Raw genomic sequence first — 25,836 nt, 5'->3', positions numbered from 1 at the left:
TGGTATAACGCAGATCCGGGCAGTGTTACTGGTGATACTGCTCGACGATCGTGACTTCAGCGGCAGAACCCATAACCACCGGGACGCGTTGATGAATACCCTCGGGTTGAATCGACATAATGGCGTCACTGGCAGTGCTGCAGCGGCCACCAGCCTGTTCCATCAGCATGCTCATGGGGTTGGCTTCGTACATCAGACGGAGCTTGCCAGGCTTGCCAGGATCGCGGTTATCAAACGGGTACATGAAAATACCACCGCGGGTCAGGATACGGTGAATCTCCGCCACCATGGCCGCCACCCAACGCATGTTGTAACGCTTGCCCAGTGGGCCGGTTTCACCTTTCAGCAGGTCATCAACATATTGCTGCATGGCCGGATCCCAAAAACGCTGGTTCGACATATTGATGGCGAATTCGGCGGTTTCTTCCGGTACCTGGATGTTTTCTTTCATCAGCAGGAACTCTCCCATACGGGTATCCAGTGTGAATGAATACACGCCATGACCAATCGTCAGCATCATGATGGTGGATGGCCCATACAGTACGTAGCCAGCCGCTACTTGCTGATTGCCGGGTTGCAGATAGGCTGCCTCATCTCCGCCGAGCGTGCCTTCTGGCGCTTTCAGGATAGAGAAAATGGTTCCAACGGTGACATTGATGTCGATGTTGGAGGAGCCATCCAGTGGATCAAACAGCACCAGATAGGAGCCGTCGTCGTTGCAGGCAACGGGGTCTGGTTCTTCTTCGCTGGCGATACCTCGAACAGCGGGCACCTCGGCCAGTGAGTCCTTCAGCAGATCGTTGGCAATCACATCCAGTTTTTTCTGGCATTCACCTTGTACGTTTTCTTGCTCGGCGCTGCCAAGGATACCGGCCAGTTCACCGAGGGTGAGCTGGTGGGCGATATCTTTGCAGGTCACCGCTAACTGGTCGATGACATCGATCAGTTCTGCCTGATCGCAGTGCTGCTGTAAAAAAGTCCTCAATCTAAGCATGGGTCGCTAGGCCTCGTTGGTCACATTCTTTCCGTTGCGGCGATACTACCGGAATCAGGTGCCAATTGCAGTGTTGGCGGCTGGTGACGACCTGATTTCGCCTTCTTGTAGCGACAGACAGGTCGATTTATCTGTGCTTGGGTCAGCGAGAGGCAACGGCTACACTAGCGGCCTTTTGTTAGTTTGCAGGGGTAGTTGGCCATGCGTGTTCATATTTTGGGAATTTGTGGCACCTTTATGGGGTCGCTGGCGCAGTTGGCCAAAGCGCTCGGGCATCAGGTGTCGGGCAGCGATCATGGAGTGTATCCGCCGATGAGTGAACAACTGGCGGCAGCGGGTATCGAGCTGATTGAAGGCTTTGATCCTGCGGCGATTCCTGTGGATACCGATCTGGTGATTATTGGTAACGCCATGTCGCGAGGCAATCCATCGGTCGAATATGTGCTGGAACGGGGGCTTCCCTATTGCTCCGGTCCGCAATGGATGAACCAGCACTTGTTGCAAGGGCGCTGGGTCGCCGCAGTTGCGGGCACACATGGCAAAACCTCAACGGCCAGTATGCTGGCCTGGATTCTTGAATGTGCCGGCATGGCTCCGGGATTTCTGATCGGTGGCGTACCCGGGAATTTTCCGGTATCTGCGCGCTTGGGTGACAGTCCGTTTTTTGTGATTGAAGCGGATGAATACGATACCGCCTTTTTTGACAAGCGCTCCAAATTTGTTCACTACCTGCCACGCACTGTGATCATGAACAATCTGGAATTTGACCATGCGGATATCTTTGACAACCTGGCCGCCATCGAACGCCAGTTTCATCATCTGGTACGACTGGTTCCGGCCTCTGGACGGATTATATTACCGCGCTCCGAACCTGCACTGGAGCGGGTGTTGGCGCAAGGCTGCTGGAGTGACGTTGAACGCTTTGGTGAGCCGACTGGCTGGCATGTCCGCAAACAGCGGGAGGATGGCGGTGAGTTCTCGCTGTGGCAGGGTGAGCAGTGTCTGGGTCAGGTTCAATGGACCTTGAACGGTGATCACAATGTGAATAACGCCTGTGCGGCGGTGTTGGCAGCCCGGCATATGGGGGTGCGGCCAGAGCAGGCATTAGAGGCGCTGGCGTCGTTCCGCTTGCCGCGGCGACGGATGGAATGCCTGGCTGATACCGGTCAGGTGAGTGTGTATGACGATTTTGCTCACCATCCGACAGCCATCAAGACCACACTGGCTGGAGCCAGAGCCGCCATGCCTGCTGCTGGTCGTTTGATTGCGGTGCTTGAACCGCGCTCCAATACCATGAAAATGGGGTTGCACAAGGATACCCTGCTGCCTGCGGTGGCTGACGCTGATCTCTCTTTCTGGCTGGAAGCGGAAGGACAGGGATGGAGTTTGGCCGAGCGTTTGCCTGAGTCACAAGGGCAGTGCTTCCATGGTACCGAGGCGTTGTTGGCGCATTTGCAGCAGCACGTGCAGTCAGGTGACCGCGTGGTATTTATGTCCAACGGGGGCTTTTCCGGCTTGCCTGCCCGCTTTGCCCGTTGGCTAACACAACAAGCCGAGAGTACTCCCTCGTGACAGAACGTCGTATCTGTATCGCGGTGACCGGTGCTTCCGGTTCGCCCTACACCTTGCGGTTGATCGAAGTGCTGCTGGCCGCTGATCAGCCGGTAGATCTGATCTTTTCGAAGGCGGCCTTGCTGGTGATGGCAACCGAGACCGAATTACAATTACCGGGCCGGCCTCAAGGACAGGCCCGGGTGTTACAGCAATATTTTCAGGTGGACGAGCAACGTTTGCGCGTCTTTGGCCGTGATGACTGGATGTCCCCCTGGGCCTCTGGCTCTGGCCAGCCGGGCACGCTGGTGATTTGTCCGTGCAGTACCGGTACATTGTCTGCGATTGCGGTGGGTGCCAGTGATAACCTGATTGAGCGGGCGGCTGATGTGGCATTAAAAGAGGGCCGCCAACTGATTCTGGTGCCACGGGAAAGCCCGTACTCAGAGATTCATCTTAATAATATGCTGACCCTGAAACGTATGGGGGCGACGATTTTGCCGGCCAGTCCGGGGTTTTACCATCAGCCACAATCAGTGCAGGATCTGATTGATTTTGTGGTCGCCCGTATTCTTAATCAACTTAATATACCCCAGTCGCTGATGCCACTGTGGGGAGCAACTTACCAGCCAGGAGAAGTACCCGGTGACTGAAGCCAATAACGAATCAAATCAACAGGCGGTCGAGCCGCCGGACATGACCCGCTGGGCATTAATCGGCTTTGTTGCCGGTGTCATCCTGGCTGTACTGGCGATGGAGTATTACGGTTTTGTCAAACATCCCTCAACGACTGACAGGGCCCGTATCGATGAGTTTGTGCTGATGTCTCTGGAGCCGGGTTATGACGTCAAGGTATCGCACAAGGCATCCGGAAAAGAAGCCTTCTGTGTGGATGGCTATTTATTGCTGCGACCCACCAATGGTCACGAAGTGGCCGGTATCCTGGTTGATAGTAAAAACCGGCCGGTTGCGTGTCGGGAGACGCTGGGACACGGGCAGCCAGAGGCTGATAAAGCTGGGGAATAAGCGGGAATAGTGTGATAGGCCGATTGTTATCGGCCTTTTGACTGGTCGCAACCATCAAACAGAAGCAGTCAACAGAACCATCAAGCTACAACTAACAACTAATCAAGACAATCAACAAGATACACAACCCACAAGACTGGCTGGTGGCAGCCTTGCGGGTTGTTGATCGCTGTCGGCCTATTTGCCAGACAGGTATTTGATCAGCTCATCCGAACCACCGATGTGCTCACCACCAATGTACACCTGTGGCACGGTTTCGTTGCCAGTAATCGCCCGCAACGACACAATGCTGGCATCGGTGCCCATAACGATTTCTTCGTAATCCATACCGGCCGCTTCCAGTGCACCCTTGGCACGGGCACAGAAAGAACAGCCCGGTTTGGTGAAGAGTGCTACCGATTTGGGTTTTGCCGCATCGGCATTGATATAGTCAAGCATGGTATCCGCATCGGACACTTCAAACGGGTCGCCTGGCTTTTGTGGTTCAATAAACATTTTTTCGATGATGCCGTTTTTCACCAGCATGCTGTAACGCCAGCTGCGTTTGCCAAAGCCGATATCATTCTTGTCGACCAGCATCCCCATACCTGAGGTGAACTCACCGTTACCGTCGGCAATCATGCGAATGTTGCCTGCTTCCTGATTGGCAGCCCAGGCATTCATAACAAAGGTATCGTTGACACTGATACAGATGATTTCATCAACACCGTTGGCCTGAAACACGCTGGCCAGTTCATTATAGCGAGGCAAGTGTGTGCTGGAGCAGGTTGGCGTGAAAGCACCGGGTAGTGAAAAAACAACAACGGTACGATCTTTGAAAATATCATCACTGGAGATTTGTACCCAGTCATCGCCGACACGGGCGGGCCAGCTGACGGATGGTACTGGCTGGCCTTCTTTGTTGATCAATGTAGTCATGGTTGCTCCTTGAGCTGGATGTTCACAAGCGGATAATGTCTGTCTGGATCATGTTTAGCACTGTCTGGTCAGTATGGTATGTTCTTTTTGGTTATAAAAGTTCATTGGTTTGTTTTTTCATGATCCAGATGCGCTATCTGCTTTCATCGCTTTTCGCGTACCACTTTGACGTATGATAGCGGCTTGGCCGTCATGTTATGGTGAACCGTATGTTGATAGAAACCAGTTCGGATCTGATTGTCTCGAGTCATGTTACTCAGCTGGCGAATGGTACCTGTGTGGATGCCGCGACCCTGCTAAATGGTTGTGTTCTGACCATCAGTTGTGATGGGTTGGCTTTGTATCGCCATCTGGATGCCCTGCAAGATCCTTTGGGGAATGGCCTGATCCGTAGCGTGGCCCTGACAGCAGAGGCGTGTCTGCCTGATTGCTCGCCCCTGATTCTGGAATACCGGGCGGGTTATGTCGGTCTGGAGGGCGGGTTTGTGCTGCTGATCGGGTTGAATGATGTGCGCCTGTTTGCTTGCAAACAGGATGCTTTGAGTAATACAAATGAATTGCAGCGACTGTCGTTGCAATACCAGTAATAACGCAATGGGCGGGGAGTCACAGGTTTGTCGGTAAATCCTTTTTACAGCTATGTGATTGGTGCAGACCGCTCGATTGGTCAGTGTCTGACCAGGGCGCTGGCAGCAGAAAACTATGTTTACAAGGGCCTGGCGATTGAACGGCAGGAGCGCCTGTCGGTGCAGTCGACTGGCCAGCCGTTTTTTGTGCTGGTGCCGTCGCTGTATCATCCCGGTGATCTGAGTGAGGTGCTGGCCTGGGTCGATCTGGCAGACAAGCATGATGCGCCGGTGGTGCTGGTATCGTCACTGGCATTGTTTGCCGCCGACGATTCGCATCGGTTTTCAGAGTCAGACGAGCAGTACAGTTCGTCTGAGTTGGGTATGCTCCTGCAAGAAGTGGAGCAACGAATCCGCCAATGTCGCCGACACCTGATCTTACGGGTGGGCCAGACGTTTTCGGTACAGGCCGGGGACTTTGCTCATGCCTTGCTGACCCGTATCCGCGACAGTGGTCAGATTGAAGTTGATGATCAGCGTACCTTCAGCCCGACACCGGATGACGATATTGCCAGTGTATTACTGGCGATGCTGAAGCAAGCGGACTGTAGCGATGAGTTGTGGGGGACGTACCATTTTTGTGGTGTCGAGCCGGTGACATCCTACGCCTTTGCCGAAGCCCTGCTGGCTGAAGCCGGGCAGTTTGAAGACTTGTCTTGTGCTCGCTTGATAGAACACAGCGATGGAATATCGCCCGCTATCTGGACTCCAAACGGCGATGTTGCACGACTGTTCCACACCTTCGGGATCAAGCGCAAGCCATGGCGAACCGGGTTGGGGCGTCTGGTACGGCGTTATTATCGGGCAGCATGATATATCGCAGGAATGCGGTGGCCGTCAGACATAAAAAAACAGGCCAGTGGGCCTGTTTTTTTATGTCTCCTGACTCAATCACATCAGACTTATGACAGATTCAGGGCACTGGATTCCTGATACAGCGTCATCAGCTTGTCGGTGATAACCGTGCGGATACTTTCGCGATCGAGAGATGACAGGGATTGTAATTCATTCAGCCGCAGGCGGTGCAGATGGAGACAAGGCAGCTGATCGTTAAACTCGCGCAGATCGCCTTTCATCAGTACTGGCAAGAACGGATCTTCGCTATTGGAGCGCCGCAGAATCTGTCGAATGCCTTCCTGGAAAGGAATAGGGACTGAGCGTACGTTTTTATCCCGGTGAGAAATAATCAGATACAAACCACTTTTGCCAATCAGGTTGCCGGGAATCACGTGCAAGCCGGTGGATTGTACCGCGGTTGGATTCAGGTGGTTAAACGTATCGTGGAATGCATAAGGGTCCGGCAGGATCACCAGCTGGCGATGTGCTTCTTCAGGGAAGAAGACATTGTAGTTGGTATAAAGCTGACGCACGGAAGAAGAGAACACACAGAAGTGGTTCTCGAACTGTTTGACAAAATTGACGGCCCGCTTGTGCTGGTGGATTTTTTGAAGATCCCACACCAGGTCCGCGTTACGTTGTTGTTTCACAGAATTCATCCTGTATACCTTACGAGTAATATGCAGTTTAACGTATGGGCCCAACGTTACTAGATTTTTCGGTAACGGGGCAGACTAATATGCCGCATTTTGTATTTTGTGGACAAAAATTGTCAGTGATCAAGCCAGAGTGAGCATTTGTCGACGGCCTTTATTTCTGACAACGTCTTGTCAACTCCCAACGAGCATCAGTATGGCAGCTTGAATAGCGGGAAACTGTGCGTTGGTCGGAGGGTGTGCTGTTAACTCTGTCCCAAACGGGGAGGACAAAACAGTTGGGTCGAAGTGACCAAAAGTGTCAGTTCACTCATCAGCAACCAGGCATTGCCCCCCTGGCCTTTGGCAGCAGCATCCACTTTGGCGGCGATGATCAGTGCTTGCTGTAGCTCTTGCCGGGTCAGTCGGGAGAGTGCTGTCTTGTAGCTGCCCTGTTGCCGTGGCCAGACCCGTGCTTGCTTGAACGCTTCTGCCAGGGCTTGGCCGGTCTTGCCAGAGAGGGTGAGCAACTGGCGAATTTTATGGGTCAAGGCTCCGAGAATGGAGAGCACTTCAACCCCCTCGGCGCGCAAATGCGACAGAATCCGGCTGGCATCCTGGACACTGCCATCAAGGCAGGCATCAGCAAAGCCAAACGCCGTGAAGCGGGCATTGTCTCCCAGTGCGTCCAGCAACAAGTCTTCTGTGATACGGCTCGCACCACTCATGCGCAGCTTTTCTATCTCTTGTACCGCAGCCAGCAGGTTGCCTTCGGTCTGGTGGGCCAGCAATGCGATCGCGGTCGGGTCGGCCTGCAAGCCGGCTTGCTGCAGGCGATGGCGTAGCCAGCCAGCGTACTGGTTGCGTTCAATCGGCCAGATTTGCACCAGCGCGCCGTGCTTGTCGACGGCTTTGTGCCAGGCGGTATTTTGTGACTTGCTGTCGAGACGTGGGCAGATAATCAGCAGCAGGTTGTCGGGATTGGGTCGTTGTAACAGGGCTTTGAGGGTATCGCCCTTATCGCTGGGTTTGCCATTGGGAATCCGGATTTCCAATATTCGGCGACTGGCAAACAATGACATGGCATCGGCTTCATCCCGGAGCTGGCTCCAGTCGAACCCGGCTTCTGCATGAAAAAGCTGACGCTCCTCAAAACCTTGCTGCCGGGCGGCGGCCCGAATCTGGTCGCAGGCTTCCATCACCAGCAAGGGTTCGTCACCAGATACCAGATACACCGGTAGCAAGGGCTTGCCCAGATGTGCGAGTAGCTGGTTGCTATGTAGCTTCAAGAGTCGCTCCGAATGTGCTGAAGACGGATCAGCAATAACTCCACCATACGCTCGGTGAGGCGTTCACGAGTGGCGTCTTCTTCCAGATCGGTGGCAATCACCCGGGTGACGTCATTGTCAAACCAGGATTGGGTTGACAGCGTGATGGGGTCGGCAGCATCGGTCGAGGTGACCAGCCGTCCCTGAAGTTCGGCTTCCAGTTGGTATTCCGCCACCTGGCCTTCACTGTTAATCGTCAGGGTGCGGCGACTGATCGTGAAGGATTGGATGTCCAGCACGGCCTGGGCGCTGTCACCATGACTGACCAATAGCCAGCCCTGATTTTCCAATGCCTGTTGCAGGCGCTGGTTAAACAGGTTGCTGGCCTGGCTCTGCAACATCAGGACGGTGGTGTCTGCGGGAGGCTGGTAAGCCCCGCGCAGTTGCCAGCCGCAACCACTGACCAGCAAGGTCAGTAGCAACGGCAGGAGGCTGTATGGCCGACGAAAATAGCTCAAGATAGTGTGCCTGTTCAGTTCGCGACGATATTGACCAGCTTGCCGGGTACAACAATCACCTTACGTACCGTTTTGCCTTCCAGCTGCTTCTGGACTGCTTCGTCAGCCATGGCCTGAGCCTGCAATTCATCCTTGCCGATTGTGGCACTGACATCCAGTTTGGCGCGTAACTTACCGTTTACCTGCACAACGACCTGAATGGTATCGGCAACCAGTGCGGATTCATCAACCACTGGCCAGCTGGCATCAATCACCAGTCCTTCGTTGCCGAAGGCAACCCAGAGTGCCTGGGTAATATGCGGCGCCATCGGGCTGAGCATACGAATCACTGCGTCCATGGCTTCGGCAGCCACAGCACGGCTGGACTCAACCGCAAGGTCGAGTTTGGTCAGGGTCTTCATCAACTCCATGATGGCCGCAATGCCAGTATTGAAGTTGTAACGGCGACCAATGTCATCGGACACCTTGGCAATGGTTTCGTGCAGCTTGCGACGGGCGTCCTTGTCGGACTTGTTCAAGGTAACGGCTGCCACTTCGACCGGGTCGAGCTGTTGCAGCTCGTAGGCCAGACGCCATACCCGCTGAAGGAATTTCTGGGAACCCTGGACGCCGGAGTCTGACCATTCCAGTGTTTGCTCCGGGGGCGCTGCAAACATGGTGTAGAGGCGGACGGTATCGGCACCGTATTGGTTGATGGCTTCTTGTGGGTCGACGCCGTTGTTTTTGGACTTGGACATCTTGCTCATGCCGGAATGTTGTAATTCCAGCCCGTCGGAGGTGCGTTTGGCGGCGATCATGCGGCCCTTTTCATCACGCTCAACGGTGACTTCCAGCGGATTGACCCATTCCTTGCCGCCATTGGGGTTGGTGTAGTAATAGGCGTCCGCCAGAACCATGCCCTGGCAGAGCAGGCTTTTGAAAGGCTCATCACTATCAACCAGGCCGGCATCACGCAGCAGCTTGTGGAAGAAGCGGGCGTACAACAAATGCAAAATGGCGTGTTCGATACCACCGACGTATTGGTCTACCGGTAACCAGTAGTTGGCTTCGGTCGGGTCAAGCATCTGGTCGGCCTTGGGCGAGCAGTAGCGGGCGTAGTACCAGGACGACTCCATAAAGGTGTCGAAGGTATCGGTTTCACGGAAAGCAGGAGCACCGTTGAACTCGATGTTTTCGAATGCCGGATTATTCTTGATAGGAGAGTTCACACCATCCATCACCACATCGGTAGGCAGGATCACGGGCAACATGGAAGCCGGTGCCGGCACTGATTCGCCGTTTTCGGTACGGATGATCGGAATGGGCGAACCCCAATAACGCTGGCGGCTGACACCCCAGTCACGCAGGCGATAATTGGTGGTGACTGTGCCTTTGCCAAGCTCGGCCAGTTTGGCGGCGATGGCATCGAACGCCTGTTCGAAGTTGAGGCCATCAAATTCACCGGAATTGATCAGGGTGCCTTTTTCGGTATAGGCGGCCTGACTGAGGTCGATTGCATCGCCCTCGTTGGCGGCAATCACCTGTTTGATATCAATGCCGTATTGGGTGGCAAATTCAAAGTCGCGCTGATCATGGGCAGGAACGGCCATAACCGCGCCGGTGCCAAATTCCATCAGGACAAAGTTGGCGACCCAGATGTCGACCGTTTGGCCGGTCAGGGGATGGATGGCACTGAAACCGGTTTTCAGACCCTGTTTGTCCTTGGTGGCGACGTCGGCTTCGGCGGTACCGGCTTTATTGCAGGCTTCAATAAAGGCTGCCAGTTCCGGATTGTGGGCCGCGGCTTCACGTGCCAACGGATGGCCTGCAGCTACGGCAAGATAACTGACACCCATCAGGGTGTCCGGACGGGTGGTATACACTTCCAGCTCATCGTCCCGGCCTTGCAGACCAAACGTCAGCTGTACGCCACGGGATTTGCCAATCCAGTTGCGTTGCATGGCTTTGACCTGATCCGGCCAGCCATCCAGCTGGTCGAGATCGGCCAACAGTTCTTCTGCGTAGGCGGTGATGCGGATAAACCACTGTGGAATTTCCTTGCGCTCAACCGGGGTGTCACAACGCCAGCAGCAACCGCTGATCACCTGTTCGTTTGCCAGTACGGTCTGGTCGTGAGGGCACCAGTTGACCGCGGATACTTTTTTGTACGCCAGGTCTTTTTCAATTAACTGGGTGAAAAACCATTGTTCCCAGTGGTAGTAATCCGGGTCACAAGTGGCAATTTCACGTTCCCAGTCGTAACCAAAACCCAGCGATTTCAGCTGGGTTTTCATGTAGGCGATATTTTCTTTGGTCCACTTGCCTGGCGCGACCTGGTGTTTGATGGCGGCATTTTCTGCAGGCAGACCAAAGGCGTCCCAACCCATTGGTTGCATCACATTCTTGCCTAGCATGCGCTGGTAGCGGGAGATGACGTCACCGATGGTGTAGTTACGGACATGGCCCATGTGCAGTCGGCCGCTGGGATAGGGGAACATTGACAGGCAGTAGAATTTTTCTTTGCTGGCATCGGCCACTGCGCGGAATACCTGATTTTCTTGCCACTGTTGCTGGACAGCGGGTTCAATGTCGTGGGGAGCGTAAGTCTCTTGCATCATGTTGGTTTTGACGTCGGGTACGTGATTGGGAAAGTAGGAAAGGGAGTTTAACCGAATGCGCCCGGCGCGAACACCGACTGAACCGCGGAGTCTGTTGATTGGGCCAGAGGACAATGCGTGACAATGTCGCGTTCGACGTATTCTGAACGACCGTGCTCCAATAGACCTGTTGACTCAGGTCAGTAGCTGTCCGACAAACTGGCAAAACAGCCCATTCAGGGGTTGGAGCAACGCAGCCGGATCGGTATTTTATCGGATCATCACTGGGACTGTTATGGCAATGAAAAATATCATCCAACCTGTACTGTGTTTGCTCCTGTCGTTGGGGCTGTTGTCCGTCTCTGTGCAGGCGGAGACTGTTGACGAATTGTTGGCCGATATGGCTCGTATCCAACAAGACCCGGTAGCACTGAAAGCTGCTATTCAGCAGGGAGAATATCGCGGTACCTTGTGCTTTTCCTGTCACGGCAAGGATGGCAATAGTACCCGGACATATATTCCCAATCTGGCCAGCCAGAATCCGTCCTACCTGTTTACCCAGTTTGAGCACTTCGCCAGCGGCGAGCGCAAGGACTATGTGATGAGCAAGCTGGCCGGGCAGATCAGCGATTCGGATCGGGTCGCGATCGCGCTGTACTTTGCCAATCGCCCGGTTATGGAAAGAGAGGCACCGGTTGCGTCTTCTCCTGAGGGCAAGGCGCTGTTTGAGGCGGTGTGCTATGTCTGTCATGGAAAATCGGGTCATGGTTCCCGCGACTATCCCCGGATTGCAGGCCAGCCTTATGAGTTTCTGGAAACAACCCTGCTGAACTTCAAGAACAAGAATGTGGATCGGAAAACATCGCCAATGATTGGTGTGGTCCAGAATCTGACCGAGCAGCAATTAAAAGACCTGGCAGCGTATGTGACCCATATGCCCTGATTATTAACAGCAGTCCGACTTCGCATAACCGGATACCGGGTTATGCGAAGATTTTCTCGCCCGCTGGCTGCTCTGCTAGACTGGTCTGCCCGACAGACCAGTGACCTCGCCATGACACATTCTCCCATTGATTCTTCTACCTTATGTTCCTCTGCCCGTCGTTGGCAATTCTGGGTTGATCGTGGTGGCACCTTTACCGATCTGGTGGCGTTACGCCCGGACGGTCAACTGGTGACGCACAAATTGCTGTCTGAAAATCCGGATCATTATGACGATGCCGCGATTGAAGGCATTCGTCAGTTATTGGCGCTTTATCCAGACCAGGGGCGTCTTATTGGTCAAGTAAAAATGGGTACTACGGTCGCCACCAATGCACTGCTGGAGCGCAAGGGGGCGGCGGTGGCGCTGTTCATCAGTCGTGGCCTGCGCGACCAGTTGCAGATTGGCTATCAAACCCGCCCGGATCTGTTTGCCGTTGCCATCGAACAACCCGAGCTGTTGTATCAGGCGGTGTACGAAGTGCCAGAGCGGATCTTGGCCAGTGGTCAGGTTGACTGGCCGCTGGACCTGGACGCTGCCCGTGTGCAACTGCAGGAAGCCAGGGACAACGGTATTCGTGCGGTCGCCGTGGTGCTGATGCACGCTTACAAATACCCGCAGCATGAACTGGCACTGGCGGAACTGGCGCTGGCGCTGGGCTTTGAACAAATCTCCCTATCCCATCAGGTCAGCCCACTGATCAAACTGGTCGCCCGAGGCGAAACCACTCTGGCAGATGCCTATCTGACGCCGGTATTACAGCGTTATCTGATACATGTTGAACAGCAGCTGCAGGCGATTTGCCCGGATGCGACATTGTCATTGATGCAGTCGAATGGTGGCCTGGCAGCGGCGGCCTTGTTATCCGGCAAGGATGCCGTTTTGTCTGGTCCGGCCGGTGGTGTGGTGGGCATGGTACGTACCGCCAGTGCCGATGGATTTGAGCGCCTGCTCGGTTTTGATATGGGTGGCACCTCAACGGATGTCAGCCATTTTGCCGGTGAGCTGGAGCGCGAGACCAGCACCCGTATTGCCGGTGTCGGTTTGCGGGTGCCGATGATGAATATTCATACTGTGGCGGCTGGTGGTGGTTCCATCGTCAAGTTTGCTGACGGTCGGTTACAGGTCGGACCGGAGTCTGCCGGTGCCAATCCAGGGCCGGCTTGTTATCGTAATGGTGGGCCGTTAACCGTCACCGATTGCAATGTTTTGTTGGGGCGTATCCAGCCACAGTATTTTCCCAGTTTGTTTGGGCCGAATCAGGGTTTACCCCTGGATGTGGACAGCGTCCGGCAACAGTTTCAACAGTTGGCACTTGAAGTGAGTCAGCAGACCGGGCAAGTGCAGACCGCAGAATCACTGGCGCAGGGTTTTCTGGCCATCGCCGTTGATAATATGGCCAGTGCCGCCAAAAAAATCTCGGTACAGCGCGGCTATGATGTACGGGACTACGCCTTGGTTGCCTTTGGTGGTGCCGGCGCCCAACACGCCTGTCAGGTGGCAGAGGCAATGGGCGTGACACAGGTCTACCTGCACCCGATGGCTGGGGTATTGTCCGCTTATGGTATTGGTGTTGCGGATCAGCGTTGGCTGGGAGAACAGCCGGTCGAAGTGGTACTGACCGAGATGGACACCGTTCGTGAACGGGTTTGTCAGCAATTGAGCGATCAAGCCCGACAAGCGTTGCCGGATTCTGCCGGGGTGACGGATCAGTGGCGTGCTTATCTGCGTTACCAGGGTGCCGATACGCCCTTGTTGGTAACGCTGGCTACGCCAGACAAGATGACCGCCGAATTTACTGCCCGACACCGGCAACTGTTCGGGTTTGCGGCTGCGGATCAGGCCTTGATCTGTGACGCCATTCAGCTGGAACGTATTCAGCCCGGTGAGCCATTACCCCGGTTGCTGCCGACAGCCAGGGCCACTCCCGAGCCATTGGCCACCATCGACATGGTCTTTGCTGATGGTCGGCAGTCGGTCACTGTCTATCCCCGCGCCCGTTTGCCCGATGGCTTTTGTGCTGCCGGGCCACTGCTCTTGACCGACAGTAACAGCACGTTGATCGTTGAGCCGGGCTGGGTGTGCAAGGTGATTGCCAGCGGTGCACTGGTACTGGAAAAGATGCCAGATACCGTGCAGAAACAGGCGCTCCTATCCGTGCCGCTATCGGATATGGCACTGACTGACCCGGAACCATCCAGGGCTGAGCCGGTACAACTGGAAGTCTTTAATAACCTGTTTATGGCCGCCGCAGAGCAGATGGGGCTGGTGCTGGAAAAAACCGCCAGCAGCGTCAATATCAAGGAACGGCTGGATTTCTCCTGCGCCATCTTTGACCGTCATGCTGAACTGATCGCCAATGCGCCTCATATTCCGGTGCACCTTGGCTCCATGAGTGACAGCGTGCTGGCCGTCGTCCGTCGCCACCCGGAAATGGAAGCGGGGGATGCCTTCGTGCTGAATTCGCCCTATGAAGGAGGCACACATCTACCAGATATCACCGTCGTCAAACCGGTTTTTATTGACGGTAACCGTTCCGGAATGGCGGATTTTTTTGTGGCGGCCCGTGGTCATCATGCTGATATCGGTGGCATAACCCCAGGATCGATGCCCGCCAATAGCCAGCATATTGAGGAAGAAGGTGTACTGATCGATAACCTGTTGCTGATGCGACACGGAGTATTGCAGACGGATTCAATGCTGGATGTGCTGACGAACGGCCGTTACCCGGCGCGTAACCCAGCGCAGAATATGGCCGACCTGAAGGCCCAGCTGGCGGCTTGTGAAACCGGTGCCCGAGAGCTGGCGCGTCTTTGTCAGCGTTATGGTCGGGAACGGGTACATCAATACATGGGCCATGTGCTTGACAACGCCGAAGATACTCTGAGAGCGTGTTTGGCCCAGCTGCCATCGGGGCAGTTCGAGCAGCAGATGGATGATGGCACCCGCTTTGCTGTAACGATCAAGGTTGATCAGCAGGCGCGCAGTGCCCTGATTGACTTTACCGGCACCGGTTATCGGCCGGACCAGGCCATGCATCCGGGCAACTTTAACGCGCCCACATCCGTGGTCCGAGCTGCCGTGTTGTATGTATTCCGGGTGCTGGTGGCTCGGCCGATTCCGCTGAATGCTGGCCTGTTCCGGGCGTTAACCATTCGAGTACCGGAGGCATCGATTATTGCCCCTTGCTATCCGGCGGCAGTGGTCTCCGGCAATGTCGAAACCGCCCAGTATCTGGTTGATACCTTGATGGGCTCACTGCAGCTGATGGCGGCCTGTCAGGGCACCAATAACAATCTGACCTTTGGTAACAAACGTTACCAATATTACGAAACCTTGTGTGGTGGCGCCGGTGGCAGTGCTTCGGGAGACGGTGCCAGCGCTGTGCACAGTCATATGACCAACTCACGGCTGACCGACCCGGAAGTGCTGGAGCAACGTTACCCGGTGGTGCTGGATCACTTTCATTTACGCCGTGGCTCGGGTGGCGCTGGCCAATACCCGGGCGGCATGGGCGTTGAGCGGCATATCCGTTTTCTCGAACCGATGACCGCCAATATTATCAGTGGCCGCCGCCAGGTAGCCCCTTTCGGGATTCAGGGGGGGGATGCCGGTCGTTGCGGAGTCAATCTGGTGATGCGCGGTCGTACCGCCGCCGGAGAACCGCTATCGGTATTGCCTGTCGCCGGTTGTGCCCGACTGGAGTTGCAAGAGAACGATACCTTGGCGATTCATACACCGGGTGGTGGTGGTTACGGTACCGCCACTGTGCCAGTGGCTGGACGCTAAAACCCAAGTGCGGCTGTCGGGATTAGTCAGGATTGTGGTAATCTGGCCGCTGTTTATTCACCTTATTCACCTGATGAGAGATTTGTCACCATGGATATTATGGAAGTCATCAAAGACCAGATCGCAAGCAACGATATTCTGCTGTACATGAAGGGTTCACCCAATCAGCCCATGTGTGGCTTCTCGGCCCGCACAGTGCAGGCCGTGATGGAGTGTGGCCAGAAGTTCGCGTATGTCGATATTCTGTCCAACCCGGAAATTCGCACCAATTTGCCCAAGTATGCCAATTGGCCAACCTTTCCCCAGTTGTGGGTTAAGGGTGAGTTGGTCGGTGGTTGCGATATCATCACCGAGATGTTTGAAAAGGGCGAATTAAAAGCTCTGCTTGACGAAGCAGCGGCAGAGTCCTGATCGTTACGAGTGCGAAGCCGCCCGGCTTCGCACCGGTTGTGCTTGCCGCCATTCGCCATGACGTGCTTGCGTTGTTGCTCGTCTGCATGGCTGCTGCTGTCGCTGGAGAGCGTTGGCCCACGTTATCAAACGTGGCGCGATGGTTTGCATTGCAGTTGACGGCGGTTGCTGTACGTCGACAAAACTCGCCATAATGCTGCAAATGGTCACAGCAGTCCGTTATGTCAGCTTCTGAACACTATTCCGATAACACATCACTTGCACCGTTAGTGGATATTCTTGCGTCTCCGCTGTTACTGGCCCGGCGACGTCCTCCCTTGTCCTTGTCTCCATCTATCAAACGTCTCGATTATGCGCTGGATATGGCGGCACCAGGATTGGTGTGGATTCATGCCCCGGCGGGTTTTGGCAAGACGCAATATCTGCTGGAGTGGTATCAGCGCTGGCAGGGGCAAGGGCTGAATGTCCTCTGGTTCAATTGTGAAGTGACGGATGATGCCGCCTTGTTGCTGCAGGCACTATTGGCCGGAGATGGGTCGGCAGAAGCCATGGCGCTGGTGCGGCGTTGCTGGCCTCTGGAGGAACCTCCGACCTTCGCTGTCGAGCAGTTGGAATCCATTCTGCTCAACTGGTTGGCGCTGATCGACCGGCCGCTGTGCCTGTGTATCGATAACCTGCAGAACCTTGATGACACTGGCTGGCAACTGGTTCAGCTTCTGATCCGGCGGGCTCCTGAGTCTTGTTTCCTTGCATTGGCGACCCGTCGCGCTCCCCGAGGTGCCTGCGCCGTGTTCCAGCACCCATCCATGTTGGCCGTTGGTATGCATCAGCTCAGCTTTACCAGGCAACAGCAACAGCGCTGGCTGGAACAGCATGGGCTGCAGCTGGCTCCGGAGGAACGGGCACTGCTGGATCGCCGCCTGGCCGGTTGGCCGGCAGCGATGAGTATCTGGCTGGCCTGTGTCCGTGCCTATGCCACGCTGGATGTAATGGCCCCAGGCCTGGGGGTTTTTGAGTTGCAGGACTATTGGCTCAGTGACGTGGTCGCCGAGCAGTCGGCAGAGTGCCGTTTGCTGTTACAGCAGCTGTCGGTGCTGGAACAGGGCTGTGAGGATTTGTTGCGGCGATTGAATCATCAGGATGCCAGTGCCGGGATTAAAGAGCTGGTACGGAATGGTTTTTTGCAGCCTCTGGAGCAAAGTGGCTGGGTATCGATTGCGGCACCGTTCCAGCGGCTGGTGGCTGCCACGGTCACGGAAGTGCAGCGTGAACAATGGCATCGACAGGCCTTTTATTGGTACGGCGAGCATCAGCAGCCGGTACGGGCGCTGGAACACGCGCAGAAAACGGCGATGGTGGCAGAGTTGGCGCCGTGGATGGAATCCCAAGCCGAGGCATTGATGGCCAGTCTGGATATTGCCGGTCTGATTGATTGGTGTGAGCTGGCAGGGGAGCAGGTGCTGAATCGGTCGCCACGGCTGATGCAGTTGGCCTGTTGGGCCTGGCTGGTCAGTCACCGCCAGCGCCGGGCCGACGCGATGCTGCGCCAGCTGATCCACCGGCAGTTGCTGAATGAGGCCGACCTGGCGGCGTTGCAAGGGTATCAGGCGCGACTGAAAGGACAGCACAAAAGTGCGATGAATTTGTGTAAAAAAGCGCTGGCCGGGTTGCCGGGCGATCGTTACAGCAGCCGTTTTCTGATGTGCAGTACGTTGACGTATTTGAGTCTGGGTGAGACCGACCTCGACAATGCCCGTGCCTGGAACCGGCAGGCGATGCAACTGGCGCGACAGCATGGCGTCTGGGCACTGGAAGCCCTGGCCATGTTTGATCAGGCGCGTATCGAGCTGCACCGGGGACATCTGGAGTTCAGCCTCGATATCGTCGATGCCAGCATTCAGCTGCTACGGGACAAGCCCGGACGTATCCCGGTTGTGCCGATGGGGCGACTGATGGTCTACCGGGCTTTTTTATTGTGGGTGACTCGTCGCGAAACCGAGACCCTGCCCGAGTTGTTGCAGCAGGGCAGTCGTTATTGTCGCGAAGGTGCGGATGTCATTGTGTGTTATGGCTATGGTTTGCAGGCGATGATGGCCGCCGCTGACGGTGAGTATCACCGGGCTCTGGGTATGCTGGATGAGGTTGAACGGTTGATGCATGGCTGGGGGGTTGAGTCTGATACTTATCTTTGGCTGATTCTGGTAAAGGCGAATGTCTGGATCTCCCAGGGCAAGCACCATCGGGCCCAGGGCTGTCTGGTTGAACTGCTGGATGGGCAGCCGGTAGCGCAGCTGTCACGACCGGATGTGTTTCCGTTATTACCGGATTTTGCTGCCGCGACCCAGGCCAGGTTGTATCTGGTCTGTGGCCGTTTTAATGAGTGTCTGGCGGAAGTGGATGAATGGCTGCGTTGTAACTCCAGCCCAATGATCATGATGTTGATTCAGCTGATTCGTGCCGCGGCGTTACGTGGCCGTAATCAGATTGCTGAAAGTCAGCATATTTTTAATCAGGTCGGGCACCAGTTGCGGCAAGAAGGTATCAGTATGAGCTTCAAGGCCTGGCTGCCAGAGTTGTATGCTCCGGCCAGAGAAACAGAAGCGTCGATTACCGAGCCGGTACGGGTCCAGCTCAGTGATCGGGAGCACGATGTGTTACGCAAGATTGCGGAGGGATTATCGAATCAGGACATTGCTTCGCAGCTGTTTATTTCCTTGCATACCGTCAAGACCCACGCCCGCAAGATCAATATCAAACTGGGGGTGAAAAACCGCACTCAGGCGTTGAATAAGGCGAAGGAACTGCTGCTGCTATAACAGGCAGATGGAGATTCACCCACCGGGCATGATTGCTCTGGTGGGTGATGATTTGTTGAGCGGTGCGGAATAGTTCAGAGCGGAATCTAGTGTTCGGTCACTTTGGGCACTTCACATTCCCTGGAGGCGTGTGGCATGTCCACTTCCCAGGGCGGGTTCGGACGAATGTGATCAATCACGAAGTCAACAAAGCTGCGTACCTTGGCAGACAGATGGCGGTTACTCGGGTACAAGGTATGGATCGGGTTGGCTTCAAACGGATAGTTACAGCAAATGGGTACCAGGTCGCCAGACTGAATGGCCGGTGCTGCAATCAGCACAGGTAGCGGCGTAATACCGCTACCGGACAAGGTCAGGGCATACAGTGAGGCAAAATCGTTGGCCTGTAACTTGGGTTTGACCTGTACCGTCAGCTCTTTGCCTTCCGGGCTGGTCATATTCCATTGCAGCCAGCGTGATGCTGAAATCAGTCGGTGATTGGCGAGGTCATCCGGATGTTTCGGTGTACCGAAGCGTTGCAGATAGTCCGGGCTGGCGCATAACAGCATGCGCACATCGCCGAGATAACGGCCAATCAGGGAAGAGTCTTCCAGCTGCCCGATGCGGAAAGCCACGTCGATGCCTTCCTGTACCAGATCCAGCAGTTGATCAGACAGCACCAGGTCGATGGTGAGCTGGGGATGTTGATCCATAAACTCGGCCACCAGACTGGATAATACCGTTGAGCCAAACAGCACCGGTGCCGTAATACGCAGGGTACCGGTTGGTGTGGTCTGCATCTGGGTAACTGCGATATTGGCCTCTTCGATTTCACTGAGGATACGGGAGCAATGGCCATAATAGGCATTGCCGGTATCCGTCAGACGCAAGCTGCGGGTGGTACGCTGGATCAGTCGCACACCAAGACGCTCTTCGAGTTGGGTTATTTTGCGGCTGACAGTGGACTTGGGCAGTCCGAGATTTTTAGCGGCACCGGTGAAGCTGCCAGCGTCCACAACATGGACAAAAATCGCCATTTCATTGAGGTCAAATTCTTCGCGCTTGCCAATCTGCATTAGGCTCTCCTGGTATTGGCGGTTGGTCTTCGAACACATAACGTTTGAAGTAGCATTTCGGGCCTTACCGTGCCACAAAGCCTGGAACAATGGTAGATTAAAAATATCGATTGTTCTTTATTTTGGTGTATATATCCATGCGTTATTGGTTATGTTAAGACATTGTTCTTATCTATAGGCGTATTTTGACGCCCAGAGAAACAATGGTTGGCAAGTCAGTCACGTCTTCCCGCTCGCTGTAATCAGCATTTTTGTAGCGATAGTCAGTGACATTATTACGGCCATACAGGTTGAGAATTTCACCGTACAGGGTCATTTCCCAGTGGCTGTAAAAGAAGTTGCGATCGGCCCGGACATCCAGGGCGTGATAAGCCGGTAAACGTTCGGAGTTCAGTGCGCCATAAATCGGATTGTATAGCTCCGGGTCATTGGCGTCTTGTTCTGCCCCAATAATCGGTGTCACCAGTTGACCGGATTGGTAGCGCCATTTGAAGCCCAGGGACAATACATCGCTGTAATCATAGCTGGCGACCAGATTGACGATTAAGGGCTGATCATAGCTGTAGCGGAAATCTTCATTGGTCAGCTCATTGGTGCGGCGGGTACGGGACCAGGCAACGGAAGCCCAGCCGTACCACTGTTCACTCAGGTCCTTGTTGATAAACAGTTCCATGCCCCAGGCCTCGCCACTGGCATCGTTGGTGTAACGGGGCAGGTCGAGATATTCTTCATCCGACAGATCAGGGTAAACCGTTTGCTGGTCGGCCCGGGCAATGACCAGCCGCTGCATGGTTTTGTAGTAGCCTTCGAGGCGGATCAGCAGATCATCCCGTAGCTCATGTTCAATGCCGGTTTCGTAGTGGGTTGCCGTTTCCAGCTTGAGATCGGGATTACCAAAGTTTTTGGCGTATTGGCCGAAGTTGTCGGGGAAGTTGTGGTAGCGGCCATAGGCGGCTGTCAGATTCCAGCCGGGAGCAACCTGCCATTCAGTGCTCAGTTTGGGTTCAATAAACAGCTCGTCAGTATAGTCTTCCTGAGCCACCAGCACGCCGGGGGTTATGGTCCAGCTGTCTGTGGCTTGCCAGCTGTCGGCAACGTTGAGGTTGACGCTGGTGATAACGATATTTTCATGGAGGGTGACCGTTTCTTCGCCATCAACAAGGCGGCAGTCCGGGTTGTACTCGTCGCAGGGTGGGCCGGAATAGCTGCCTTTGATAGAGGCATGGGATTCGGACAGCTCAGCTCCCCAGTGTAAATAGTGATTTATGCCCAGCGGTTGGGAAAACTGGCTGCGCAGTATGTAGTCATTGGTTTTGACGTCAACAAAATTTCCCTGGCCGATAGTGAGTTGGAATTTCTCCTCCAATTGGGAAAGGCCGCTCTGGTGTTGCAGGCCATTGCCATAAAACTTGTCCCAGACAATCGCCTGGCTGTTGAAGTAGCGTTCAGAGCTGATGCCACCCTCCAGACCCGGGTCTTGCGCCAGCTCGTCAGAATCTTCGTCGAATTTGAGACCAGCCTTGTCCCGTGAGCCAATGACCTGAACCACCAGGCTTTCTGTAAGACTGGGCTGATATTCATACTTGCCCTGATAGTCGTAATATTCGGGCAAGGTCGTAAACTGGAAATCTTCATCGTCCAGCAAGGCGTCGATATAGTACTGGAACAGGCTCTGCCGGCCCGATAAATAAAAGCCCTGTTCACTGTTGATAGGCTGTTCGATAAAAAGCCCGGCCTTGAGCAGGCTGACATCGATGACCGCCTGGGGAGTGGCAAAATCCGGAGAACGTGAGCTGGCATCAATCACCGCGGCGGTTGAACCATTGTATTCTGGCCCGAAGGCGGCGGCTTCGAGAATAAAACCATCAATGACGTTGTCGTTGAGAATGCTCGACGAGTCGCTATGAAAGATATAACCAACCGGGAAAAAATCGATGTAATAAGCGTTGTCATCCGGTGACGAGCCACGCACTGCGGGGGCGGATTCCCGGCCACCGCTGAAGACAACACCGGGCAGGCTTTCGATGGCTTGCAGTGGATCATTACCCGCACCCGGGACGCGCAACAATTTGCGCGGACTGACCGATGTTATCGGTTCGGTGACCCCCAGTACCTCGACCACCTCAATATCAGGATCATCAGCCAGAGAGGGCTCTGAGAATTCGTCTTGTGTTGCCGCGACCACAAGAGGAGAGGCAAACATTGTCGCGACGAATGGCAGAAGTCGGGATGAAGAAAGCGCTTTCATGACGGCGTCCTGTGTCCATGGAAGGTGCATTGATAGGGAGGTCAATGACATTGATGGTGGAGCTAATAATAGCGTTAATCAATATCAACTTACTGCCAGTGAGTGAAGTATCTGTGACATGAGTGGTTCTCTTTTGACCACTTCCGTCATTCCATTTCTGTCTGCATGATCTTGAGTGACTTGAAAGCTTGCAGGGCACGCTGACGGGCAAAGGCGTGGTCGACGATCGCTGCCGGGTAGCCACACTGCTGGCGTTCGAGGGTATTGGGCTGATGGCGGCGGGCGGCGGGCAGTGCGGCCAGCTCCGGTAAATAACGCACCAAGAACTGGCCGCTGGCATCAAACCGTTGCGATTGGGTGGTGGGGTTAAAAATACGAAAATAAGGCACCCCGTCAGCACCGGTGGAAGCACTCCACTGCCAGCCACCGTTGTTGGAGGCAAAATCCGCATCCACCAGATGACGATTAAAAAAAGCCTCGCCGCGACGCCAGTCGATCAGCAGGTGTTTGGTCAGAAACATGGCGCTGACCATACGCAAGCGGTTATGCATCCAGCCGCTGGCGAGTAATTGTTTTTGGGCAGCATCCACCAATGGATAGCCAGTACGGCCATCGCACCAGGCCTGGAAGTCGGCCTCCGCATCGCGCCATGGCAGCTGTTCTGTGTCTGCCTTGAACGCCTTGTGTTGACACAGCCGGGGGAAGGCGACCAGCAAGTGGCGGTAAAACTCACGCCAGGTCAGTTCGTTGATCCAGCTGTCCAGACCGGCCTGTCCTCCTGCCAGCAAGCCATTGTTCATCTGACTGGCAGCAAACAGGCATTGACGGGGCGACAGCAAACCGAGTGCAAGGGCAACGGATAATTGGCTGGTGGCATCCAGTGCTGGCAGGTCTCGTTGCTGGTGGTAAAGCCGGCCTTGCTGCTGCAGGAAGTCCTCCAGTGCATCATGTGCACTGGCTTCGTCGTCAAACCAGAGAGCGTCCGGGGAGCAATCAGTGTCAACCAGCCCATGGCGCAGTGAGAGACTTGGGCGGGTATGTGTTGGCAAGGCGTCTGGGCAAGGCAGCGGGGTAAGCTGCGCGCCTTCGGCCCGGGCTAGCCAGGCTTTGCGGAACGGGCTGTAGACCTTGAAAGGTGAGCCGCTTTGGGTGGCCAGGTCGCCGGGAGGAATCAGGCACTGGTCATGAAAACGATGAACCGAAATCTGGTGTTGCCTGGCCCAGCGCTCCCAGTGGCGATCACGGTTGCTTTCGTTAACTTCGTATTCGTTGTTGAAACTGACGTGGCGAATATCCAGCTCAGTTACCAGCTGTTGCAGTTGCTGCAGGCTATGACTGAAGGTATCCGCCTGTAATACCAGCAGTTCGACACCCAGCCTGGCCAGTGATTGTTTGAGGTTATGTACCGCGTTCTGTATCAGGCGGATTTTACGTTGCCCGAGGCCGTGTTGTTGCCATTGCCGTGGTGTGACGAAGTACAGCGCCAGTACGGATGCTGATTCATCGGCGTTACTGGCCGCTCGCATGGCATGGTGCAGCGCCGGGTTGTCATGTACGCGCAGATCGGTTCGAAACCAGACCAGATGGCGGATTGGGTGGTCGTTACGCATTGGTTGCCCTGCCGGTGTTCAGTACATAGTGCTGTATCTGTCGTGGTAATGGCGTTCGTAAACGCTGCATATTGGGTCGGCCACCCTCATGCTTGGGTGGTGTGCCGGTAATAATGTTGCTGCGTTCGGTGCGAGAGAGGTAGCGCTGCCAGCGTGTCTGTTGGTCGGTCGTGGTCGCGATAAAATGAATCCAGATCTGTCTGGCTTCCAGAACGGAGGCGGCCAGGCACAGATCATTGGGGGTGAGGTTCGGACCAAGGTATTCGACCCGGAGGCCGACAGCCCCAATGGCGCAGGCTCGTACCAATACGTCCAGTTCACCGCTGGGGTGATTGGTCGCCATTAACAGAGTGGGGCTGCTGGCCCGGCGCTGTTGCTGATAAAACAGGCAGTTCAGCTTGCGCTGTAGCAGATGTTCCATGGTATGTAGCAGCATAGGATCGTCCAGCTTGCTACCGGCACGTAACTGCTGCCGCAGGGGTGCCAGGCAATGCTGGTAATACAGTGCAATCGGATAGGTCGAGAATGCCTTGCACCAGAGCGCATCGAGACGTTTGAGGTCAAGTGCCATCAGGCTGTCGATCACGTCTTGTTGCTGTTGCTGCCAGTGATCCGGGTTGCCAGCTGAGCCATGTCCTTCGATATGTTCATGATGGCCAAGCAGCAACAAGCTGATCTGGCGTATCGGGTAGCCCTGCTCCAGCCAATAGAGGATACGCCGGACATGACGGACGTGTTCTTCACTGAAAAAGCGATGGCCTTGTTCGCTACGAAAGGGATGAATCAGGCCATAACGTCGCTCCCAGGCCCGCAAGGTTGCCGGGTTAACCCCTGTGCAACGGGCAAACTCCCGGATCGGGTAGCTGCCCTGAGGAATCGACGAGCTCACAGGGTGTTCCTCAATCCCATTTCATACGGATGTGGATTGAGGTAGACCTGCTGGCGAGCGTAAGCGTTGACTGTTTTGTCGTGATTAAGGTGATGCTTCAGCAACATCAAGGGCACCACCAGAGGGACAATGCCCTGGCGATATTGTTGAATAACTTCCGTCAGCTCCGCCTTGTCTGCTGGTGTGATCAGACGTTTCAGGTAGCCCTGCAAATGCATCAGGGTATTGGTGTGCATTTTACGGCTGGCGGGGGTGGCCAGAGCCGTCATTAACTGGGTGAAATACTCGTTGGCAATATCGTCCAATGATGCATGGTGCAGGTCGGCCAGCAGCTTTCCCATGGACTTGTAATGCACCAGGCTGTGGGCCATCACCAGATATTTGTAGCGACTGTGAAAATCGATCAGTTTGGTGGCCGTCATACCGGCTGCACGGCAGGTTTGCCATTCCTGATAGGCAAATACCCGCACCATAAAATTTTCTCGCAAGGCATCATCGTTCAGTCTTCCAGCTTCTTCCATAGGCAGTAGCGGGTGACGTCGCCGGAATTCCCGTGCAAATACGCCGGTGGTGGTACCTTCGGGGTGGCCGTTGGCGAGATAGCGCTTGACGCCAAACAGGCCACAACTTGGACTTTTTTGCATCAGAATAAAGCCACTCAGATCGTTCATCTCCAGAGCTTGCTGCTGCGCATACTGTTTAAGTGGTTCAGTGACATCCTGTTCTGCGTCGGCACTGGCCAAGGCACGTACGGTTGTATCATGGCTGTTGTCACTGACCAGGCGAATAGGCTTTCTCGGGGTACCCAGACCAATTGCGACCTCCGGGCAGACCGGCACAAACTCTGCGTATTGGCTTAATACATCGGTGCAGAAACGTGACTGTTTGTGGCCGCCGTTAAACCGTACTGGCTGACCAAGAAGACAAGCGCTGATGCCAATTTTGAGAGTGGCGGTTTGCTGGGTATTAGTCATTTGTATAACCTTTGTTAAGGTTTTTTGTATAGATTTGATTTTGAGGTGATTGCCGCACTGTTGTCAATAGAAGTTATGCAATTATGGTTATTTGCATAGGTTTTTGTATAAGT

20 protein-coding genes are annotated in these 25,836 nt (G+C 54.9%); 9 read left to right on the top strand and 11 right to left on the bottom strand.

Annotation, left to right across the window (positions count from 1 at the left end):
• Positions 1–25: 25 nt before the first annotated feature.
• Complete coding sequence (locus Q8W24_RS06280) at positions 26–994, bottom strand: class 1 fructose-bisphosphatase (protein WP_303432129.1); 969 nt, start codon at positions 992–994, stop codon at positions 26–28.
• Positions 995–1,195: 201 nt separating this feature from the next.
• Here Q8W24_RS06280 and mpl point away from each other — a divergent pair, with 201 nt between their 5' ends.
• Genes mpl through Q8W24_RS06265 form a run of 3 tightly spaced genes read left to right on the top strand, consistent with a single transcriptional unit; the run spans position 1,196 to position 3,571 of the window.
• Positions 1,196–2,566, top strand: a complete 1,371-nt coding sequence (gene mpl, locus Q8W24_RS06275; RefSeq protein WP_305414524.1) for a UDP-N-acetylmuramate:L-alanyl-gamma-D-glutamyl-meso-diaminopimelate ligase — start codon at positions 1,196–1,198, stop codon at positions 2,564–2,566.
• The gene (locus Q8W24_RS06270) at positions 2,563–3,198 is read left to right on the top strand and encodes a flavin prenyltransferase UbiX (RefSeq protein WP_303432126.1); all 636 of its coding nucleotides are present in this window, start codon (positions 2,563–2,565) and stop codon (positions 3,196–3,198) included. The genes mpl and Q8W24_RS06270 overlap by 4 nt, the downstream gene beginning before the upstream one ends.
• Entirely contained in the window at positions 3,191–3,571 is a 381-nt protein-coding gene (locus Q8W24_RS06265; RefSeq protein ID WP_303432125.1) for a hypothetical protein, read from the top strand. The genes Q8W24_RS06270 and Q8W24_RS06265 overlap by 8 nt, the downstream gene beginning before the upstream one ends.
• Before the next feature lie 177 nt (positions 3,572–3,748).
• On the opposite strand, the gene Q8W24_RS06260 is transcribed toward Q8W24_RS06265, so the two are convergent.
• Positions 3,749–4,489 (bottom strand): glutathione peroxidase, encoded by a 741-nt coding sequence (locus tag Q8W24_RS06260; protein WP_303432123.1) that lies wholly within the window; start codon positions 4,487–4,489, stop codon positions 3,749–3,751.
• Between the two features lie 209 nt (positions 4,490–4,698).
• Here Q8W24_RS06260 and Q8W24_RS06255 point away from each other — a divergent pair, with 209 nt between their 5' ends.
• Complete coding sequence (locus tag Q8W24_RS06255; RefSeq protein WP_303432121.1) at positions 4,699–5,076, top strand: hypothetical protein; 378 nt, start codon at positions 4,699–4,701, stop codon at positions 5,074–5,076.
• 27 nt (positions 5,077–5,103) lie between these two features.
• Positions 5,104–5,928 (top strand): sugar nucleotide-binding protein, encoded by an 825-nt coding sequence (locus tag Q8W24_RS06250; protein WP_303432120.1) that lies wholly within the window; start codon positions 5,104–5,106, stop codon positions 5,926–5,928.
• Between the two features lie 89 nt (positions 5,929–6,017).
• Here the strand turns inward: Q8W24_RS06250 and Q8W24_RS06245 are convergent, their stop codons facing one another.
• From Q8W24_RS06245 to leuS, 4 genes are all read right to left on the bottom strand, one after another.
• Complete coding sequence (locus tag Q8W24_RS06245) at positions 6,018–6,611, bottom strand: hypothetical protein (RefSeq protein ID WP_303432118.1); 594 nt, start codon at positions 6,609–6,611, stop codon at positions 6,018–6,020.
• A 242-nt stretch (positions 6,612–6,853) separates the two neighbouring features.
• The gene (gene holA / locus Q8W24_RS06240; RefSeq protein WP_303432116.1) at positions 6,854–7,876 is read right to left on the bottom strand and encodes a DNA polymerase III subunit delta; all 1,023 of its coding nucleotides are present in this window, start codon (positions 7,874–7,876) and stop codon (positions 6,854–6,856) included.
• Positions 7,873–8,373, bottom strand: coding sequence for an LPS assembly lipoprotein LptE (gene lptE / locus Q8W24_RS06235; protein ID WP_303432114.1), 501 nt, complete (start codon positions 8,371–8,373; stop codon positions 7,873–7,875). The genes holA and lptE overlap by 4 nt, the downstream gene beginning before the upstream one ends.
• A 14-nt stretch (positions 8,374–8,387) precedes the next feature.
• On the bottom strand, positions 8,388–10,967 hold the full coding sequence (gene leuS, locus Q8W24_RS06230; protein ID WP_305474817.1) for a leucine--tRNA ligase: 2,580 nt from the start codon (positions 10,965–10,967) through the stop codon (positions 8,388–8,390).
• Between the two features lie 283 nt (positions 10,968–11,250).
• Here leuS and Q8W24_RS06225 point away from each other — a divergent pair, with 283 nt between their 5' ends.
• From Q8W24_RS06225 to Q8W24_RS06210, 4 genes are all read left to right on the top strand, one after another.
• Complete coding sequence (locus Q8W24_RS06225; protein WP_303432113.1) at positions 11,251–11,892, top strand: c-type cytochrome; 642 nt, start codon at positions 11,251–11,253, stop codon at positions 11,890–11,892.
• A gap of 42 nt (positions 11,893–11,934) precedes the next feature.
• On the top strand, positions 11,935–15,720 hold the full coding sequence (locus Q8W24_RS06220; RefSeq protein ID WP_305474759.1) for a hydantoinase B/oxoprolinase family protein: 3,786 nt from the start codon (positions 11,935–11,937) through the stop codon (positions 15,718–15,720).
• A 90-nt stretch (positions 15,721–15,810) separates the two neighbouring features.
• Positions 15,811–16,131, top strand: a complete 321-nt coding sequence (gene grxD / locus Q8W24_RS06215) for a Grx4 family monothiol glutaredoxin (RefSeq protein WP_303432107.1) — start codon at positions 15,811–15,813, stop codon at positions 16,129–16,131.
• A gap of 221 nt (positions 16,132–16,352) precedes the next feature.
• Positions 16,353–18,947, top strand: a complete 2,595-nt coding sequence (locus Q8W24_RS06210; protein WP_305474756.1) for a LuxR C-terminal-related transcriptional regulator — start codon at positions 16,353–16,355, stop codon at positions 18,945–18,947.
• A gap of 86 nt (positions 18,948–19,033) precedes the next feature.
• Here the strand turns inward: Q8W24_RS06210 and Q8W24_RS06205 are convergent, their stop codons facing one another.
• From Q8W24_RS06205 to Q8W24_RS06185, 5 genes are all read right to left on the bottom strand, one after another.
• Entirely contained in the window at positions 19,034–20,002 is a 969-nt protein-coding gene (locus Q8W24_RS06205; protein ID WP_303432103.1) for a LysR family transcriptional regulator, read from the bottom strand.
• A 172-nt stretch (positions 20,003–20,174) separates the two neighbouring features.
• Positions 20,175–22,250: a TonB-dependent siderophore receptor gene (locus Q8W24_RS06200; protein WP_305474754.1), complete on the bottom strand. Its 2,076-nt coding sequence runs from the start codon at positions 22,248–22,250 to the stop codon at positions 20,175–20,177.
• 146 nt (positions 22,251–22,396) lie between these two features.
• Positions 22,397–23,860, bottom strand: coding sequence for a deoxyribodipyrimidine photo-lyase (gene phrB / locus Q8W24_RS06195; RefSeq protein WP_305474752.1), 1,464 nt, complete (start codon positions 23,858–23,860; stop codon positions 22,397–22,399).
• The gene (locus tag Q8W24_RS06190) at positions 23,853–24,749 is read right to left on the bottom strand and encodes a MerR family transcriptional regulator (RefSeq protein WP_305474751.1); all 897 of its coding nucleotides are present in this window, start codon (positions 24,747–24,749) and stop codon (positions 23,853–23,855) included. The genes phrB and Q8W24_RS06190 overlap by 8 nt, the downstream gene beginning before the upstream one ends.
• On the bottom strand, positions 24,746–25,723 hold the full coding sequence (locus Q8W24_RS06185) for a DUF523 and DUF1722 domain-containing protein (RefSeq protein WP_305414538.1): 978 nt from the start codon (positions 25,721–25,723) through the stop codon (positions 24,746–24,748). The genes Q8W24_RS06190 and Q8W24_RS06185 overlap by 4 nt, the downstream gene beginning before the upstream one ends.
• Positions 25,724–25,836 lie beyond the last annotated feature (113 nt).

The organism is Oceanobacter sp. 4_MG-2023, from assembly GCF_030689165.1.
In the GTDB taxonomy this organism is placed as follows: Bacteria; Pseudomonadota; Gammaproteobacteria; order Pseudomonadales; family Oceanobacteraceae; genus Oceanobacter.
The sequence above is the reverse complement of the archived record's forward strand: the minus strand, read 5'-3'. Positions and strand labels throughout refer to the sequence as shown.

What these genes read in the sequence shown, in the direction of transcription:
- Q8W24_RS06280 (WP_303432129.1), bottom strand. Translation starts at nt 994, where the DNA reads ATGCTTAGATTGAGGACTTTTTTACAGCAGCACTGCGATCAGGCAGAA.
- mpl (WP_305414524.1), top strand. Translation starts at nt 1,196, where the DNA reads ATGCGTGTTCATATTTTGGGAATTTGTGGCACCTTTATGGGGTCGCTG.
- Q8W24_RS06260 (WP_303432123.1), bottom strand. Translation starts at nt 4,489, where the DNA reads ATGACTACATTGATCAACAAAGAAGGCCAGCCAGTACCATCCGTCAGC.
- Q8W24_RS06255 (WP_303432121.1), top strand. Translation starts at nt 4,699, where the DNA reads ATGTTGATAGAAACCAGTTCGGATCTGATTGTCTCGAGTCATGTTACT.
- Q8W24_RS06245 (WP_303432118.1), bottom strand. Translation starts at nt 6,611, where the DNA reads ATGAATTCTGTGAAACAACAACGTAACGCGGACCTGGTGTGGGATCTT.
- leuS (WP_305474817.1), bottom strand. Translation starts at nt 10,967, where the DNA reads ATGCAAGAGACTTACGCTCCCCACGACATTGAACCCGCTGTCCAGCAA.
- Q8W24_RS06225 (WP_303432113.1), top strand. Translation starts at nt 11,251, where the DNA reads ATGAAAAATATCATCCAACCTGTACTGTGTTTGCTCCTGTCGTTGGGG.
- Q8W24_RS06220 (WP_305474759.1), top strand. Translation starts at nt 11,935, where the DNA reads ATGCGAAGATTTTCTCGCCCGCTGGCTGCTCTGCTAGACTGGTCTGCC.
- grxD (WP_303432107.1), top strand. Translation starts at nt 15,811, where the DNA reads ATGGATATTATGGAAGTCATCAAAGACCAGATCGCAAGCAACGATATT.
- Q8W24_RS06210 (WP_305474756.1), top strand. Translation starts at nt 16,353, where the DNA reads ATGTCAGCTTCTGAACACTATTCCGATAACACATCACTTGCACCGTTA.
- Q8W24_RS06205 (WP_303432103.1), bottom strand. Translation starts at nt 20,002, where the DNA reads ATGCAGATTGGCAAGCGCGAAGAATTTGACCTCAATGAAATGGCGATT.
- Q8W24_RS06200 (WP_305474754.1), bottom strand. Translation starts at nt 22,250, where the DNA reads ATGAAAGCGCTTTCTTCATCCCGACTTCTGCCATTCGTCGCGACAATG.
- phrB (WP_305474752.1), bottom strand. Translation starts at nt 23,860, where the DNA reads ATGCGTAACGACCACCCAATCCGCCATCTGGTCTGGTTTCGAACCGAT.
- Q8W24_RS06185 (WP_305414538.1), bottom strand. Translation starts at nt 25,723, where the DNA reads ATGACTAATACCCAGCAAACCGCCACTCTCAAAATTGGCATCAGCGCT.